This window comes from Bacillus sp. JJ1566, from assembly GCF_036962685.1.
Lineage (GTDB): Bacteria > Bacillota > Bacilli > Bacillales > Bacillaceae_L > Ferdinandcohnia.
This window is the reverse complement of record NZ_JBALOP010000038.1, coordinates 96,329-113,986: the sequence shown is the minus strand read 5'-3', so window position 1 is coordinate 113,986 and position 17,658 is coordinate 96,329. Positions and strand designations below refer to the sequence as shown.

Annotated in this window: 12 protein-coding genes; 2 read left to right on the top strand and 10 right to left on the bottom strand. The window is 41.1% G+C overall.

Annotated elements, in window-relative coordinates:
• Positions 1–75 precede the first annotated feature (75 nt).
• Together V7112_RS14930 and V7112_RS14925 are read right to left on the bottom strand one after the other, a co-directional pair.
• Positions 76–1,278, bottom strand: coding sequence for a PDZ domain-containing protein (locus V7112_RS14930; RefSeq protein ID WP_335421151.1), 1,203 nt, complete (start codon positions 1,276–1,278; stop codon positions 76–78).
• Positions 1,279–1,804: 526 nt separating this feature from the next.
• A complete protein-coding gene (locus tag V7112_RS14925) occupies positions 1,805–3,250 on the bottom strand; it encodes a S41 family peptidase (protein WP_335421145.1) in 1,446 nt (481 codons plus the stop codon).
• 362 nt (positions 3,251–3,612) lie between these two features.
• Between V7112_RS14925 and V7112_RS14920 the strand changes: the two genes are divergently transcribed.
• Both V7112_RS14920 and V7112_RS14915 read left to right on the top strand, forming a co-directional pair.
• Positions 3,613–4,041: a GNAT family N-acetyltransferase gene (locus tag V7112_RS14920; RefSeq protein WP_335421144.1), complete on the top strand. Its 429-nt coding sequence runs from the start codon at positions 3,613–3,615 to the stop codon at positions 4,039–4,041.
• Positions 4,042–4,715: 674 nt separating this feature from the next.
• Positions 4,716–5,033, top strand: a complete 318-nt coding sequence (locus V7112_RS14915; protein WP_335421142.1) for a hypothetical protein — start codon at positions 4,716–4,718, stop codon at positions 5,031–5,033.
• A gap of 42 nt (positions 5,034–5,075) precedes the next feature.
• Here the strand turns inward: V7112_RS14915 and ftsX are convergent, their stop codons facing one another.
• The 8 genes from ftsX to V7112_RS14875 form a co-directional block, all read right to left on the bottom strand.
• Positions 5,076–5,969, bottom strand: coding sequence for a permease-like cell division protein FtsX (ftsX, locus tag V7112_RS14910; protein ID WP_335421139.1), 894 nt, complete (start codon positions 5,967–5,969; stop codon positions 5,076–5,078).
• The gene (gene ftsE, locus V7112_RS14905; RefSeq protein ID WP_335421137.1) at positions 5,959–6,645 is read right to left on the bottom strand and encodes a cell division ATP-binding protein FtsE; all 687 of its coding nucleotides are present in this window, start codon (positions 6,643–6,645) and stop codon (positions 5,959–5,961) included. The genes ftsX and ftsE overlap by 11 nt, the downstream gene beginning before the upstream one ends.
• Before the next feature lie 433 nt (positions 6,646–7,078).
• On the bottom strand, positions 7,079–8,059 hold the full coding sequence (locus V7112_RS14900) for a nuclease-related domain-containing protein (RefSeq protein WP_335421134.1): 981 nt from the start codon (positions 8,057–8,059) through the stop codon (positions 7,079–7,081).
• 259 nt (positions 8,060–8,318) lie between these two features.
• Positions 8,319–8,660: a cytochrome c551 gene (cccB, locus tag V7112_RS14895; protein ID WP_335421132.1), complete on the bottom strand. Its 342-nt coding sequence runs from the start codon at positions 8,658–8,660 to the stop codon at positions 8,319–8,321.
• 55 nt (positions 8,661–8,715) lie between these two features.
• Positions 8,716–9,582, bottom strand: a complete 867-nt coding sequence (locus V7112_RS14890) for a YitT family protein (protein ID WP_335421130.1) — start codon at positions 9,580–9,582, stop codon at positions 8,716–8,718.
• Positions 9,583–9,860: 278 nt separating this feature from the next.
• The gene (locus V7112_RS14885; RefSeq protein ID WP_335421148.1) at positions 9,861–14,795 is read right to left on the bottom strand and encodes an Ig-like domain-containing protein; all 4,935 of its coding nucleotides are present in this window, start codon (positions 14,793–14,795) and stop codon (positions 9,861–9,863) included.
• Between the two features lie 5 nt (positions 14,796–14,800).
• Complete coding sequence (locus V7112_RS14880; RefSeq protein WP_335421128.1) at positions 14,801–15,424, bottom strand: hypothetical protein; 624 nt, start codon at positions 15,422–15,424, stop codon at positions 14,801–14,803.
• A 47-nt stretch (positions 15,425–15,471) separates the two neighbouring features.
• On the bottom strand, positions 15,472–17,412 hold the full coding sequence (locus tag V7112_RS14875; RefSeq protein ID WP_335421125.1) for a protein kinase domain-containing protein: 1,941 nt from the start codon (positions 17,410–17,412) through the stop codon (positions 15,472–15,474).
• Positions 17,413–17,658: the final 246 nt, after the last annotated feature.

Sequence of the window (17,658 nt, the reverse complement as noted above, 5' to 3'; positions counted from 1 at the left end):
ATTTTTAGGGGTCACTTCAATATATTAAATAATCTTAGGCTTTTACTATTTTATCTATTTTCTAGATTCCACCAGTTACACCGCTTTACCCTTCCATCCCTTGCCCTCGTTCACAAAAAGGATGCCGAGTTCATGGTGCTCACCCTCGTATAGCGCACGCTGCACGTATCGAACCTCACCGTTAATGTCTAGCACATCGAGCTTACATAGTGCACGATTTTTTTGAAGGGCCATGTAAAATTCTTGGACGGTTTTCACTTGAATGCCGTTGACCTTTGAAATCGTCTCACCAATTTTGATTTGCATTTTTTCGGCTGGCGATTGTGGAATAATCCCAAGAACGAGCAGACCCTGGTTTCGTTGTGAAAAAATTGATGGTTTCGATTCGTCCATGAAATAGTGCTGCAAGGAAATGAGTTCACGTCCAGCTAATGCAAAGCATGCTGCAATAATTGCTGTAATTGGAAACCAAATGCTTGTGATTGCTAAGACTGTAACGATGATGCTTAATAGGATTACGCGCTTTCCAACGACTGGAATACTTTGAGTCGGAAGCATACTTTTTACTTTGTGATAAAAACCGATTCCGAACGGTACCAAAATCAATGAATAAGCTTGGCCGTCTACCGTGAAAACCGGCCACCATTCATAATGTGTGGTAAGAACCTCTCCCGGCATTAGTAAAAATACCGGTGCAAGCCATAGTCTTTGTGAGATGTGCGCACCAACTGGAAGTCCGCGTTTGCTTTTTAAAAGGTCCGGAGATGTACCGATATGACCTTTTTTCAGAATCAGAATTCCTTCTGCAAGTAAAAGGGCTCCTAGTAGTATCGCAATCGATGCTAGGCTAGTGTTGCCCATGTCGTCTAGCAATCTCGTAATAAATTTATTTTCAACTGAAAGATTTGAGAGCAAAATGATTCCAAAAAACGAAACTCCTAAAATGTATGCAGGAGAAAGTAAGCGTGTTTTGATCGGCAAACTGAGTAATAATGTGACGAACGCGATTAGCACGATGCTGCCGAACGGAATGACAACACCTGCTGCGATGGTGAGAACCGATATAAGAAGCCCTGCGAGCCAACCACCTGGAAGGAGTGATCTTAGGTCGAAAAATCCGTCTTCAACTCTTATATGAAAGGCACGACGCTCACGTTTAACGCGAAAATATCCTAATAAAACGCAGTAACCCGCTAAATAGTAAAACAATGGGTGTAAAAAGAATCGCCCAATCCCTTTTACAAATTCTAGTAACCATGCCTCAATCAATCTTTTCACCACCTATGAATTTGACTTTATATGTAAAAATTTTCGCTCAATATACTAACTTTTATTGTACCAAATACTTGACATAAAGTGAAACTCAATCAGCGAGGGAGTTTCTTCCTCCCTCACTGATTGGTAGTTGAACCAATCGGGCTTTTACGGGCAGTTGACACCACCTGATTGGTGGGTCTTACTGCCCGTTAATGCGGGATAAAGCATGCTTTGATTTTTATGGAAAAGGATGTTGGGGGTTTCTGAGTCTCAAAATTTAGTTTTGTCCGTTATATGGTGGTTTCGGTCCGATATATTTAGTTTTTTGTCCGAAATATTTTGATCTTTGGCCGATATCGTGCTAAGTTTTTCGTTATTTTCGAATTTTGGGCCGATTTCCGCGGCGACGACGCATACCCGCACATGACGACGCATATCCGTGCGCAAACGATGCAAAACCCATTCGTTAGTCTGCCTTCCGGATCACCCGGAAGGCTTTTTCCCAATAAAAAAACACCCCTCCGCCTTGGAGAGGTGCAGCTATATCTTATTTAAACAATACTTCCATTGCCTTTTGGAGCTGTTGGTCATTCTTTTGGTCTCTAATGGATTCGATGACCTTTGCTTCGATGGCGCCGGCTGTTTTTTCGTTGATTGTGCCAGTTGCTTCTAAATCATTTGCATGTTGGAAGGCTTTTACTGCAATGACGGTTTCTCCACTGAAGTAGCCGTCCTCACGCCCCGGGTCGAATCCTAATCCCTTCAGCATGATTTGTGCATTTTTGATTTTATCATTGTTCATGTTTTGCGTAAGCTCTTTCTCAAACTGGATTGGGTTCGCGTAGAAGTACTCAGGTTGTTTCGCTTCTACAGTTGGCTCGATTCCTTTTTGGTGAATCCAATTTCCATCCGGAGTTAGCCATTTGAACATGGTTAATTTAAGGTTGCTGCCGTCACCCATGTCACGCGCTTGTTGAACAGTTCCCTTACCGAATGTTTTTTCACCGACGATGTCATACCCGCCAGCTTCTTTTAAGGCACCCGCTAAAATCTCAGACGCAGAAGCACTACCTTCATTTGTTAACACAACGATTGGATAGTCCTTCGGTTTTTCTAATGTGGAGAAGAAGCGTTGCTTTTCGCCATTTCTATTTTCAATTTGAACATATGGCTTTTCCTTGGTAACAAGCTGTTTTAAAATTTCCTCAACACTTTCGAGAAGGCCACCTGGATTTCCACGAACATCAATGATTAGGCCTTCCATGCCCTTGTCCTCTAACTCATTAAGTCCAACAACGAAATCCTCCGCTGTATCCTGGGCAAATGATGTGATTTCAATGTAGCCAAGCTTTTTATTGTTATATTCTTTTAAGTCTGTATAGACTGTTTCAATCGGAATGGTATCACGAGTTACTTTGATGTCCATTACATCTGTTACACCCGGTCTCATCACTTGCAGTGTAACAACGGTTCCTTTTTCACCGCGGATTTTTAAAACAGCCTCGTAAAGATCAAGACCCTCGATACTGTTCCCATCAATTTTAATGATTTGGTCATTTGGCTTTAGACCTGCTTTTTCAGCTGGTGAATCCTTGAATGGAGCGACAATTGTAACCTTGCCTTCCATCATGCTTACCTCCGCGCCAATTCCTTCAAAGGATGATTCCAGTGATTCGTTGAACTGGGCAGCAGTTTCTTCATCCATATATGCAGAATATGGGTCTTTCAGCGTGCTAACCATCCCCTGAATAGCGCCCTCAATTAATTGTTTTTCGTCAACCTTTTCAACATAGCTATCTAAAATCATGTTGTACGCTTGACTGATTTTAGATAGATTTTTTGTATCTTCTTCTGTAGTGCCTTCTTTGTTTTGGCTTGGCTGCTGAACGAGTGGCTGTTCGTTTTGATCGAGCAGCTGAACCACTAAAAATGTAACACTCGCTCCTAATAGTAAGGATAGTACCATATATAATGCGACAATTTTACGACTCAACTGTGTTCCTCCTCATCTCTAAATACAAATGCATACCGTTAATTTTTGTAGCTTTTATGTTCTTATTCATTTCTTGATAGTCGAAAAGTCATATTCGAAAAAAGCTTGGACCTTTTTGACTATCTGAGTGAACTTGCATGAAAAGGCACCACACCTGCGTTAGTGCGATGCCCTCTGTATAAAAATATGTAATGCTTGTACACTTTATGACAAAAAGAGGTAAGCCCCTCAATGTGTAATTGGTAAAAGTTTCACTACTTATCCATTATAAAAGTTTTTTCAGAATGAAGTAAAGAAAAATGTAGTAACTTGTGTACATCCGCTGTATGATAAAGGAAATATTTTCGCGAGGAGTGATTGTGTTGGCATATGAATTTCGTGAATTGAAGACGGTTGATGAGTGGAAAATGGCGTTTCCGGTAATGAAGCAATTAAGGACACATTTGGAAGTCGATGAATTTGTGGGGCTAGTGACTGAGATGCAGCCGCAGGGGTATCGATTGTTTGCATTAGTTGATGGAGGAAAGGTAGCGGCAGTTACTGGCGTTGCACAGCAACTCAATCTTTATTACGGGAAGAATATGTATGTGTATGATTTGGTGACGGACGAGGCGGGTCGCTCGAAAGGGTATGGTGAGGCACTTCTTTCTTACATACATGAACTTGCTCGGGAATTAGGCTGTAGCAAGGTGGCGTTGACATCAGGGCTACAACGTGTGGATGCGCACCGTTTTTATGAGGAAAAAATGGGGTATGAGCGGAAAAGCTATGCGTTTGTCAGGGAGTTGTAGGGTGGAAACGGGCTGTGGTCTCTTTATTTTGACTTAATACAATCCCTATGGCTGTTAGCACGCAGTCTATGGTCGTTATTTTATTTCTATGAGCGTTAGCAGTAGTTCTATGGTTGTTAGCCCGGCTTCAATGGCTTTTAGCCATTCTCAACGCTTTTTGAACCTAAGAAGCATCGATTTCAATCGAAACCGATGCTTTATTTATCAAATACGCATTAGCGTATTTGCCGACCGATTTTTAGGCCCACACGAAGTGGGTCACAAAGACGAAGACATCAGGAAGTGGCGTTCTTAGTCTTTGTTCTTATGCGAGATACAGTGAAACTTTAATCTGTGGATGCATTTTCCACAGATTGATAGTTGAACCAATCAGGCTTTTACTGGCAATTGCCCTCTCGAGGGGCTTAGTGCCAGTTAATGCTGAAAAGTTTCCATTGAAAAATCGTGGCATCCGCCGGAGGCTTTAACTTTATTCAGCCTTCTGCTGAATAAAGTTAATACCCGTCTGATTTTCGTCCCATGTTCTTCGATTTATCGACGGTTTTGGAAGCGGCTGCTGAGCTATTGTCTGTTTTTTTATTGCGAAAATAACAAGTTCCTAACAACCCTCTAAATATAACGTAACAGGTCAAGCGTTGGGTGAATAACCTAATGATGCAAAGGAGGGATGTCATATGCAAAACAATCCATATGGTATGCAAATGCCGTACGGGCACGATATTAAACATACTTGTCACAATTTAAGGAATTATTATGTGGTCGGACATATGCATGATGGCTCACAAATGGAAGGCATCATCGAGGATGTGGACGATGAAGGAGTAACGATGCTTGTACCTGAAGAAGTGGAAGAATTTGAAATGGAGCCTGGGCGTCAATTTGGCAGTTATGGTGGCTATGGACGCAGACGTTTTCGCCGCTTCCGCCGTCGACGTTTCCCATTTAACTATTTCGTATTCCCATTCTTCTTCCCTTTCCCATTCTATTATTAGTTTTAGGCGCGAAAAAGCACACCACGGTTGGTGTGCTTTTGCTTATACTTTTAGGAACTTTCGAACAGACATTAAGCTTCCCCATACTCCAATAAACGCACCAATTAGAAGCAGTAGCCCCGTTACTTGGAATGCAAATGGATTAAATGCTAATAGCTCTAGGAATGTTCCGTTTAATTGTGGTTGAATTAAATCATATAAGAAATTATAGAACCCAAGAATGATCCCAATTGGAATCATCGAGCCTAAAATTCCAAGGAATAAACCCTCTAGGAAAAATGGCCAGCGTATAAACGAATTTGTAGCTCCAACTAGCTTCATAATCTCAATTTCTCTTTGTCTTGCAAAAATCGTAATTTTAATCGTATTTGAAATTAAGAACATCGCGGTGAATAGAAGACCGACGATTAGCCCAATTCCAATGTTACGTGAAACACCAACAGTGCTAAAAATCTTTTCAACTTTACCTTTTCCATAGTTCACACTGTGAACATAGTCCATTTTTTCAACCTGCTCAGCAACCTTCATAATATCTTGAGGATCTTTTGTTTTCACGACGAACACATCATGAAGTGGGTTACCTTGCTCATACATTTCAAAAATCTTTCCATCCTCACCAAAGCTCTCGATCATTTTCTGGAGCTCTTCATCCTTTGATGAGAATGTAACATCTGCAACCTGCGGAATTTTTACAATTTCCGCTTTTAATGCGTCCTGCTGTTCCTTCGTTGACGTTAAGTCCGTGTGAACACTGATACGTACATCTTTTTCTAGTGAAGTCGCCATACTGTTTAAGTTCATCATGATGACTAAAAATACACCTACAAGGAGTAGTGTGACGGTCACGGCGCTGACAGATGCAAATGTCATCCAGCCATTACGCCCAAGGTTTTTTGAACTTTCTCGAAAATGACGGCGGAGTGTATTAAGCTTCATAGCCGTAATCACCCCTTACTTCATCGCGCGCAATTTTTCCACTTTCAATGGCAATTACACGCTTTTTAACGGTATTCACAATTTCACGGTTGTGCGTTGCCATGACAATGGTTGTACCACGGAAATTAATTTCTTCAAAAATGTTCATGATTTCCCAAGATGTTTCTGGGTCAAGGTTACCCGTAGGCTCGTCCGCAATAAGCGCACCCGGAGAGTTTACGATTGAACGTGCAATTGACACACGCTGCTGCTCCCCACCGGATAACTCATCTGGCAAAAATCGTGCTTTATGCTTCAGACGAACAAGGTCGAGCACATCCATTACACGCTTTTTAATATTCTTCGGGTTTTCTTCTATTACTTCAAGTGCGAATGCTACGTTTTCGTACACAGTAAGTCGCGGTAAAAGCTTGAAATCCTGGAACACGACCCCGATATTTCTTCGTAAAAGGGGGACCTTTTTTTCTTTTAATTTAGCAAGGTCAATGCCGTTTATCGTGATTGAACCCTTTGTTGGCTTCTCTTCGCGGTACATCATTTTAATGAAAGTCGACTTCCCCGCGCCACTTGGCCCAACGACATACACGAATTCACCTTGGTCGATTTTTACATTTATTCCATTAACGGCCATGACGCCGTTCGGATACTTTTTATAAACATCCTTCATTTCTATCATTACGAATCACCTATCATCGTTTTTTTATCCCTCGTCCACTGGCAGTATGACCCCACCGGATCAGTGGGAGAATTGTGTAGTAAAATTAGTAATCTATTAAATGAAAATAGAAGCGCCCATGCCCTTTTGGACATACTTGCGCCCCTATAGGCTATGCAACTAAAAATTATAAGACAAAATATTGAAATTAACGTTGTCACAGGATGTAACGTGACGATCTTAGTCTGAGTTCCTTAATTTCAGTCGAGGTTTGAACCTACCAATGAAATTATATACTCTTTTTACATTTTTGCGCCACTTATTTAAGTTAAGTTTAACCTGAATAAAGTTAAGTTTCATTGCTTTTTTCATTATAACATCATTATTCGGCAAAAAACGACTAAAAATATTACATTTTGATTTCATGGCAATTAAGGTTGCTAGGGAATAGGGTTCAGGTGGTGGTTTGTAAATAATGGAATTGGGGGAGGTGGTATATCTTGGATTTGGTGGTACCTTCGGTGGGGAGGTTCATAGCCTCCAAGATATTTCGCGCAACCTTACGAGATGAAATTTGCAGAAACTCCCTTACCTGTTGATTCGTTACCGTTGGATTAATGAGCATCGAATAATCCTTAAGTGCCTCTACGTGGGCATTTGCACATTTTTCATGACACTTCGGGCAATACCAAAAACCTTTTTTTCTGACCATCGAAAGTGTAAAACACTTTGGGCAACATACACCACTTCGTATATCGGATTGTAAGATTTGAAAACTTTTAAGGAGATCCAGTTCTCTAGGTCTATGTTGCTTTTCAATCGTCGCTGCTATTTTCCTCATTTCCTTCATCGTCAACATTTCTTTTGTATGTCTTTTTTCCATTTTCTCAAAAGTAAAAGGGAGATTTGCACTATGCATCACTTTTGTGAAAATACTTGGTCTTGAGGCTTTAATAATGGTTTTTGGGTCACTAATGATGACCAAAGATTCGATAGGCAGGATTGGAAGCTTCCGCTGTTTGAGCCAGTTTGTTAATTGCCGGGAATGACGTTTCGCCTGTAGGATCGGATTTGACATACCTTCTTCTTCATTGTTTAGTGTTCGAATCATTTGATTGGATTCATCTTCAAAGTAAAGGGTTCCAGATATATTTTTTATTTCAAGGATTAAGAAAAAATGTGGTGTAATGATGAGTGTGTCGATTTGGAAGCAAGATTTACCGTCTGAAAGTCTGATATCGTGTAAAATGAGGTATTCGGGTGTGTCGATGAGGTCCAAATAGTAATTTAATGAAAGCTCCCCGCGGTATCCTTTCTTTCTTTTGGCCAATTCGACCTGGATTTGAGGAATTTTCGGATGATCCGGCTTTAATCTCCTGATAAGTGCGGCAAGGATTAAAATTTCAATTGGGATTGTGCGAAATTTTCTTATCAAATGTATCTACTCCTTTCGTTTTATGGGTTATTCGACAAAATAATCAGCAATTCCTCCTCTTTTTTATAAAATTCTATTTCTATTTGATTGTCATTTTTGTGATTGTGACCAACGTTTTAATAATTGTTCCCTAAGCTAGAGTTATTGCGCCCTAACTTTTACTAATTGTGTCCATTATCCAAATAATTGTGCCCTATGCCCAATTCCAGCCCACATTAAAAGCCTTCCGGTTCACCCGGAAGGCCTACATACTGTTTTATTATTTTTTCTCAGCTAGCCATGCAGCAACTGCGTCTTTATCTTCACCTTTGATGATTCCACCAGGCATTGAGCCTTGACCATTTTCGATGATACCCGCAATTTCGTCTTGGCTGTATTTAGATCCGATTTTTGAAAGATCAGGTCCAGCACCGCCAGATAAATCTTGTCCATGACATGATGCACAGTTTTGTTGTGCAATTTTCTCAGCATTTACAGCAGTAGCTCCACCGTTATCGCCTGCTGGCTCATTAGCTGCATTGTTGTCGTCCCCACCACCACATGCTGCAAGAGCGAATACAAGCGCTGTTCCTAATAGAAATCCAAATAGCTTACGTTTCACAGAATTTACCCCCTGTAATAAATTTTTCCATTATACAATAATCATTATACCCCTTTTACGCTCTTTTAAAACCCTCTCCTAATACCTCTGCAGCGTCCATAACGACGACAAATGCAGATGTATCAACGCTTCGAACCACTTGTTTCAATTTTGTGAACTCTTTCTGATCAACCACACACATGAGCATGGGGCGCTCATCGTCCGTGTATCCCCCATATCCAGAGAGCTTAGTTACCCCTCTGTCCAGTTGGTCAAATATCTGCTGTCGTACTTCATTCTGATGGTTCGTAATAATGAGAGCCATTTTCGAATTACCAAGACCAACCTGTACCAAATCAATCGTTTTACTTGTTACGAAAAGTCCAATCAGTGCATAGAGTCCACTCTCAATATCGAACACGATTGCAGCGGTTAGGACGATTAGCCCGTCAATGAAAGCAACACACTTTCCAAGGGAAATCCCCGTATACTTATGAACAATTTGAGCAGCAAGATCTGTCCCGCCTGTCGACGCATTGCCCCGGAATGTGATGCCGAGCCCCAAACCGATTCCGATTCCGCCGAATAAAGCACCGAGCAATGGGTCGAGCGTTGCCGGTTCCAAATTCCTTGAAAGATAAACAACAAATGGTAGAAAAAGAGTGCCAATTAACGTCCTGGCACCATATACCTTTCCAAGAAAAATGACCCCTGCAATGAATAATGGGATATTAAAAGCCCATTGGACATAGGCTGCTTCCCATCCAAAAAGGGAGTTAAGGATTGTACTAATCCCACTTACGCCCCCGGATGCAACCTTGTTTGGTAACAAAAACAGATTAAATGAAAGAGCCACTGTGGCTGAACCAAGTAGTATGTATATGTATTCCTTTACCTGTTGAAGTGAGGGATTTACTTCGTGCTGACGTTTTCTTCTATTCATGAAAATACCTCCGATACAATCATGGCACGTTTAAAGCCTCTGGAAGTATATCATGGCTTCAAAAGCAAGTAAACGCCAGCATAATAACGTGGTAAAGCAACAAAACATACACCTACGAGATTAGTTTGTAACGAGTGATGAATAATTATTACAAAAAGGAGTATGAAAGTGAAAAACAGGCATCCGCTAAACAGCGAATGCCTGAGGCCCACACAATGCGGGTCATAAAAACCTTGCCACAGTACGTGGCGTTCTTAGTCTATAATCTTGCTCCAAAGTTACATATCCTTTGCGTCTCTTCTGCGGATGATGACTCTTCGTATCGCAACTGCACCTGCTGCCGCAGTACCGACAAGCCCAACCATTGTACCCGCAAATAACGTTTTATTTTCATAAAACTTAACAAGTACACTTTTTTCTACGATTTCGAATTCAATGACTTCCTTTTTCTCGTTCTCCGCTTCATCAAAGGCTAATACTTCAACCTTGTATTGGTTGATATCAGAAAGTGTAACAGTAACAACTTTCGTACCGTTCACTTCTTTTACATCACCGTTGAAAAGCTCTCCATTGATCATCACAGTCTTAAGTGTATCACTTGGATTATCAAGGCTAATTGAGAAGGTCACTGGATCACGATATGTTTCATTTTGCTTTACACCATCGAAATTAACTTTCGGAGCTGTTTTATCAATAATAAACTCTACGCTTAGCTGCTGGATATTACCTGCTTTATCCTTTACCTCGAAGAAGAGCACGTGCTTTCCTTCATCCTCGATTGGGTCACCTAAGTTATAAGGCTGACCATTTAAGGTAAGGGAGATAATGTCGTACGCATTTAAGTCTTCAATCAAAAGCTCAGGAATTAAAGTTTCATTAAAGTACTTATTAGAAATCGGTTCTTTAAATCGGATGACGGGTGATGTTTTATCAATCGTAAACACGATGGTCCGCGTTGATACATTGTTTGCCAGGTCATAAATTTCAGCCTTTAATGTGTAATCTCCCTCGTCACTTAATACCATTCCATTCACATATGGACGACCATTTAATGTTACTTTTGAACGACTAGTATCAAGGTATCGGTCCGAATAAGTGACATTTGGCGATTGATTTTGATTGAAGAACCCATCTAAGATTCCTGAGATATTTAAAGCCGGCTTTGTAGTGTCAAGAATAAAACTGATATCAATAGTTGATTCGTTACCTGCCTTATCTCTTGCAAGCACACTAAATTTGTACGTCATTTCCAGTGAAGCCGTTGGAACTCGGCCAGTCACATTTGAACCATTCATTGTTACTGAAACGATTGTGTCATTTGCTTGGTCAAGTGCAAATTCAGGTGTGAATACTTCATTAATATATTCGCCATCCTTAATGACTCGACTTTGACCTTTAAATTTCGGTGTGATGACCGGGGCTGTTTTATCGATTGTAAAAGCAATCTGGTTGCTAAACTGGTTGCCCGCTTTGTCAATCGCTTCGACGTTAATGACATAGTCACCTTCCTGGCTAAAATTATGGCTGAGTCGTGCTGTTTGATTCGCTACCGCAAATCCACCGGCATTATAGCCTCTGCCATTTCGTGTCACTGTGATGCGGTTCACATCAAGGTTCACATCACGAATCGCTACACTAACTGGCTTATCGACATTATAATGGGCCGCATTTTCAACACCAGTAATTTCGATTGTCGGCTTTGTAGTATCGATTGTGAATGTCTTGTTTGCTGCGATTGGACCGTTACCAGCCTTATCCTCTGCGCTAATGGCAATCGTGTACAATCCATCATCATTGAAATTGTAGCCTAAGCTTGAAAGCTTGTTGTTGTTTTGCCATGTTCCGATGTTAAATACCTTGCCATCCTTTGTTACAGAAAGCACGACATAATTCGTACCAAAATTCAATTCATCAACAGAAACAGTTACTCGCTTGCCAGTTGGGTTAAAGGACTGGTGGTCGACACCATCAATTTTTACAACTGGATTGGTTTTGTCGATGATGAACGCAATTTCATCATGCGTTGTTTTGTTGCCTGACTTGTCTGTTGCACTGAAGTATAGGACGTAGCTGCCTTCTTCCGTGAAATTATGTGTAAGGCTTGCCTTTGAACCTGATTTTGTTAACGTACCCGCATTATATGCCTGGCCATTTTTCGTCACGTACAACGAGATTTGACCAATATTCGTATCGGTGACATCAAATGTTACAGCCTTACTCACATTGTAATTAGTCATGTGCTCAACATCAGAAATATTGAGGGCAGGGAAAGTTTCATCGACTGTGAATGCAACCTCTTGTCTATCTGCAGGGTTTCCTGCAGCATCTGTTGCTGATACCTTAATTACATAGTCGCCGTCCTCATTAAATGGAATTTCTAGGCTTGAAACAACGTCTTGGTTTTTCCATTCATTAAAAGAATAAGGCTGATTGTTTCGTGTTACTTCAATATTGACATTATTGTTTGAAAAATTCAGCTCGTTTACCTTAATGGTAGCTGATTGTTTAGTGCTGTAATAGGTTCCATTTTTAACTTTCTCAACAGTAATTACTGGTTTAACAGTATCAACCGTAAAAGTATGGATTTTCTCAACTGACTTATTCCCCGCGAAGTCTTCGGAACGAACAGTTACTTCATAATTGCCATCATTAGGGAAGCTTTGTTTGAATTGAAAACCTGTTTCAGTTTCTTCCCAAACTGCATTCTCTACCTTTTTACCATTTACAAGCACTTCATTTTTTGTTGAATCAAAATGAAGGTCATTGACATTGACAATGAGCTCATTGTCCCCTTTGACAAAGTCTCCGTCGGCAATTCCACTGAAGTTAATTTCAGGTGGCGTATGGTCAATGGTAAATGTAAGTTCCTTTGTGCTTTCAACCCCGAAAAAGTCTCTCGCGGTAACAGTGACTGAATATACACCTTCATCCTGAAGGGAGATTGTCATTTGCTGTGAAATCAGCCAAATGACTTCCTCCATCCAGTCTCCTGTTTCAATTTCTTCTGTTTTTCCTCCGTACTCACGAATAACCGTAATTTCTGGAAGGAAAGGTGTGTAATCCATTACGGAAACTGTTAAATCAACGTTCGGATCCTTAAAATAGGTCCCGTTTTTGATGGAATATTGAATTTCCGGACCTGTTTTATCGATTGTAAAACGAAGTGTCTGAGAGTTTGAATTCCCTGACTTATCCTTCGCTTCAACCTCTATTTTGTAAACCCCATCTTCATTAAATACATGCTCAGTTGTTGCTTTTTGCCCATCTTTTGTGAGTGGAGCAATTTCATATGGATTTCCGTTATGTGTAACCTGAACAATGGCCTCAGCAAGATTTATATCACTGATAGTGATGGTCGCAGGTTGGTCTTCATTGTATCTCTCGTGGTTTTCCACATTATTGATCTCGATAGTAGGCTGTATTTTATCGATTGTAAAACCAACCTTTTTCTCTTGTGCAGCATTTCCTGCTTTATCGGTTGAATTGAATGTAATGATATATTCGCCGTCATTGGCAAATTTATAACTCGCTTCGGCAGTCGTTTCTGACTTTTTCTTGAACTCTACATTTGCACTGAATTCAGTGTCGCCAACCTTTTCAATGACTGCTTTTGTTTGGTTTTCGTCAAGATTTAGTTCATCAACTACTGTCATGACTACCTCTTGATCTGTATTATAAAACCCTTTATCCGAAACATTAGAGATGTTAAGAACTGGCGCTTGTTGGTCAATTGTAAAGGTGATCGGTTTAAAATCATCTTCATTTAATGCCAAGTCAACTGCTTTTACATCAATTTCATAGCGGCCGTCCTCAGTGATGTCTTGTGTCTTATATGCATCTTTCCCTTTGATTTCGCGATATTTTTGGCCATTTTGTTTCACGGTTAAGACTGTTTTATCTTGATCTTCATTGTCATCTGAAACATTCAATGTGAATTTCTGTGGCCCTTTATAAATGCTGCCATTTACTACATCAGACACAGACACAACAGGCTTAGTCTTATCAATCGTAAATGAATATGGCCCCATTACATATGGTTCTGATTGTTTACGGTCTTTAAAAGTAACCTTAATGGTGTAGGAGCCTGGATCAGATAGCTCTAAGGAAGCTGTTTTCCAACCTTTTTTGTACTTAGGGTCACCAGTATACTCTACCCCATCCTTTTCAATTGTTGCTACGAACTCATTCATTCTAATATCATTGATGACTTCAATTTCAACATTGCTGTTGTAAAATGAATTATCTCGCTTCGGTTTAAAATGAATATCTGCTGCTTTTTTATAAATCGAAAAATTCCTTACGGCAGTATCAGATACATTTCCCGCTTTATCTGTCGCTGTTACTGTAACGACATAGTCACCAGCCTGGGTAAAGTTCAGTGTTTCTTTCCCATCGCTCCAATCTGGTTTGTCTTCAATGACAAAACTTTTATCGTCCTGTTTGACTGTCAATGTAACCTGATTTGGATCATAGTTTTCATCCGCAATTTCGATGGAAAGGGATGCATTTTCATTAACAATCAAGGCGTTCTCTTCTACACCTGAAAGGGTAATTCCTGGTGCTGTTGTATCTCTTTGAATCTGGAAGGAGCCTAAAGTTTCATTTGGAATATTCCATGTATTCCCTGCAAAATCAAGAGAAACTGGTATTTCCTTATCGTCTAAGTCAGCATTTAGCGTAACGACAACCTCATATACACCGTTAAATCCATCTGCTGTATTTTTTTCCTTGATGACCGCTAAGCCGCCTTCCACAGCGACCGAAAATGGTTTTTCGACTACTTTTGGTGGGATATTATCCTCGACTGTTTGTGGTGCAGGATTTTCACCTTCAGCTGTGCCTTGTTCACCCGAGACATTCTGCTCACTTTTTTCTGAATTTCCTTCAATAGGTTCCTCTGGTGGTGTTCCCGGTTCCCCTTCACCTGGGTCCGGCTGTGGTGCTGGATCTTCTTCAGGAGGTTCTATGGACTTAAGGAAATTCTCATAGTCCTCAGTTAAATTCACGGTAAATGTGAAACTGTCTTCATTGGCGTACCATGTCCGGTCGAACTCTCCTGAGATGTCCCATTCGTCGCCTTCAAATGTAATTGTTCGTTTAATGTCGCCTTCGGAAAAAACATTCCCGCTATACAAGACAACTGACAGAACTAAAATGAACGCAACTGGTATCAAGAATATGGATTTGTTTTTCCGATAGCTCCTTGAAATCATTCCTATCACTTTACTACGCTCCTTTGTTCAATTACTTTATTTGTGTGGACAATCATGACATCCACCTCGATTTCGAAGTCGAAATCTTCTTCGACCTCGGTTAGAATCGAGGTTTCTCCATCACTTTCAAGAAGGATAGAGGTTTCGTCTTCCTCTACAAGCAATGTTGTTTCATCTTCATCCTGGAGAAGAGATGTTTCCTCAAGTTCGTTTGCCAGGAGTGTCGTCTCCTCAAGCTCGTCTTGTAAAAGTGAGGTTTCCTCCACTCCATCCTGAAGCAGGGTGGTCTCCTCTGGGGAATCGCCTTCCACCAAGAGAACAGTCGGTTCTTCGACCTTTCCTTTTGCTTCAAACATTGAGGCAGCCTCAAGTTCCTCGCTCATAAGGGCTGTATCCTCTATGGATACCGCAACTGGAACCTCCTTTTTCCGAAGTTTTATTTCACTCGTTGTTCGTTTTGTTTCTTGTGCCTCGAGAGAAATGCGATCGTTCTTCTTTCTCTTAAATCGATTTCCCGTAAGGTCCGCAAACACTTGAGAGATTTGTAGTTTCATATAAACGATAATCGAGATTATAAGCGTGATCAGCGCGCCCGCTAATCCTCCATAAAACATAATTTGATACTCCAATTGAGAGTCCCCCTTCCAAGAAATGCGCCAAGCACGCCTCCGTCCCACTAGATATTTAAATTCGCCATACGTCTAGCAAGCTTTTTATAGGCTTCGTTGGCCTGGGCATTATCGAGCTGCCCTGCCTTTTCAAAGACTTCCTTCGCCTTGCTGTAGTTGCGCTGGTCCTCCTGCTTTCCTTGCTCAATATCAAGCAACAGATTACCAAGCCTCACATACGCTTTTAGGCTTTTCGGATTGTCTTTAATGATCCTTTCAAATTGCTCGACCGCCTGGGAATGCTCCCCCATCTCCTGATAAATAATGCCGATATTGACCATAACCTCTTCCATATTTGGCACATTCAATTCGAGAAGCGAGTTGTAGTGCTCATTCGCCTGCTCGAAATCGTCACGAGCAGCAACCTGATCCTCTGAATTATTAACACCTCTACTATAAAAAGCCTGGGCGAGCTTTCGCTCAAACTCAATTTCGTATTTTAGCTGCAGCTGCTCATCAGGGGCCAACTCAAGAACATCTTGTGCCTTTTGAACTACGGTAATAGCCTTCGTATTGGCGTCTGCGATTTGCCCTTTATATGAAATGTAAATGTTGGCAAGCGAATTATAGTTATCTACCTTTTTTGCATTGTTCGGGAGGGTATCATTAAATGACTCAAACTCGATGAGATTCGTAGAGAACTCTTCATAGTCAATATTCATCCCGCCCAATGTTGTCGCAAGCGTAATATAGTAAGCTGCGTCTGGAATTTCTTTTTCATTCACCTGCTTAAAATATTTCAATGCTACAGGATAATCACGTTTCAGGTCGAAATACGTCATTCCTAGTTTAAAAAGGACCTCACTGTTTTTATGAATATTCCCGTATTCGTCATTCACATAGGACTCGATTTTTGATAGACCAGTATCAACATCATTTCGATTAATATACACATCGAGCAGATTGTTATAGGCAGATCCGCGCCCCTTGTCAACCTTGATTGCTTGTTCTAGCAGTTTTATTGCTTCGGTATCATTTCCCTCGATTAACGAAATGCTAGATTCATTGACAAGCCCCATGTAGTCCTGGAACTGCACATTTTTCATACCTTGATAGCCCATCACTGACGTCGTTGAAAAACCAACGCATAAGACGGCCGGTATTAAAAACAGGTAGAGTCTCTTGAACATTTTTTTCCGGTAGCCTGCAGTGAGCTTATTGATATTTTCGAGATCGTATAAAAGCTCCTCACAGGTTTGATAGCGATTTTCCGGCTCAGCCTGTGTACATTTTAAAATGATATGCTCGAGCCCTTCCGGTAAAGTTGGATCCCACTGCCGAATTGGCCTTACCTCATACGGTGGGTCTGCAAGACTTTTACCGGTGATCAATTGATACAACGTCAAACCCAAGCTATAAATATCGGTTCGGGCATCGGTGCGTTTGCCAGATAACTGCTCCGGTGCAGCATAGGTCTTCGTTCCAAGATTTGTCGTATCCGTCAGACTCTCATCCTTAAATTCGCGCGCAATCCCGAAGTCAATCAGCTTGATTTTTCCTTCCGGAGTGAGCATGATATTGTCTGGCTTCATATCGCGGTAAATAATCGGATGCGGCTTTCTCGTATGTAAATAATGGAGCACCTCAGCAAGCTGCTTCGCCCAATTAATTACAAGCTTTGCAGAAATTATTTTCTCCCGCTTCAGCTTTTGCTTGAGCGATTCACCCTCGACATAATCCATCACGACATAAATGTCGCCCTCCGATTCGATAATGTCGTATATCTTTGGAAGCGCGCCGTGGTCCAGTTTTTTCAGCATGTTCGCCTCGACAACTAAGCTGTTGATAAGAAGCTCGTTGTTGCTGTTGTCACGTTTACGGATATCCTTGACGACGAGAGACTTGTTGAGCCGGTTGTCCATCGCCAAATAGACAATACTCATCCCACCGCGCCCAATTTCCTTCAATATTTCGTATCTATCATCTATAAAACTTCCGATTTTAATCAAAGTAATTCCTCCAAAATTGAAAAGCGCAAGGCGCCCTGATAGAGGAACATCGACTAACTACCGCCACGTCCTGTGGCAAACGTCGATGTCAGCACTTCCTCTAAAATGCCGTGCATTTCTTCGTGCGATGTTTATGCTGTCGATGCCTTCCTTGTCCTGTGCAAGTCTGACAAGCATAAGAAAAGCCTGCTAGAAGGTGCCTTTGACCTTCGAAGCAATTGGCTTAGACCAGAGAGCCGATGGTGC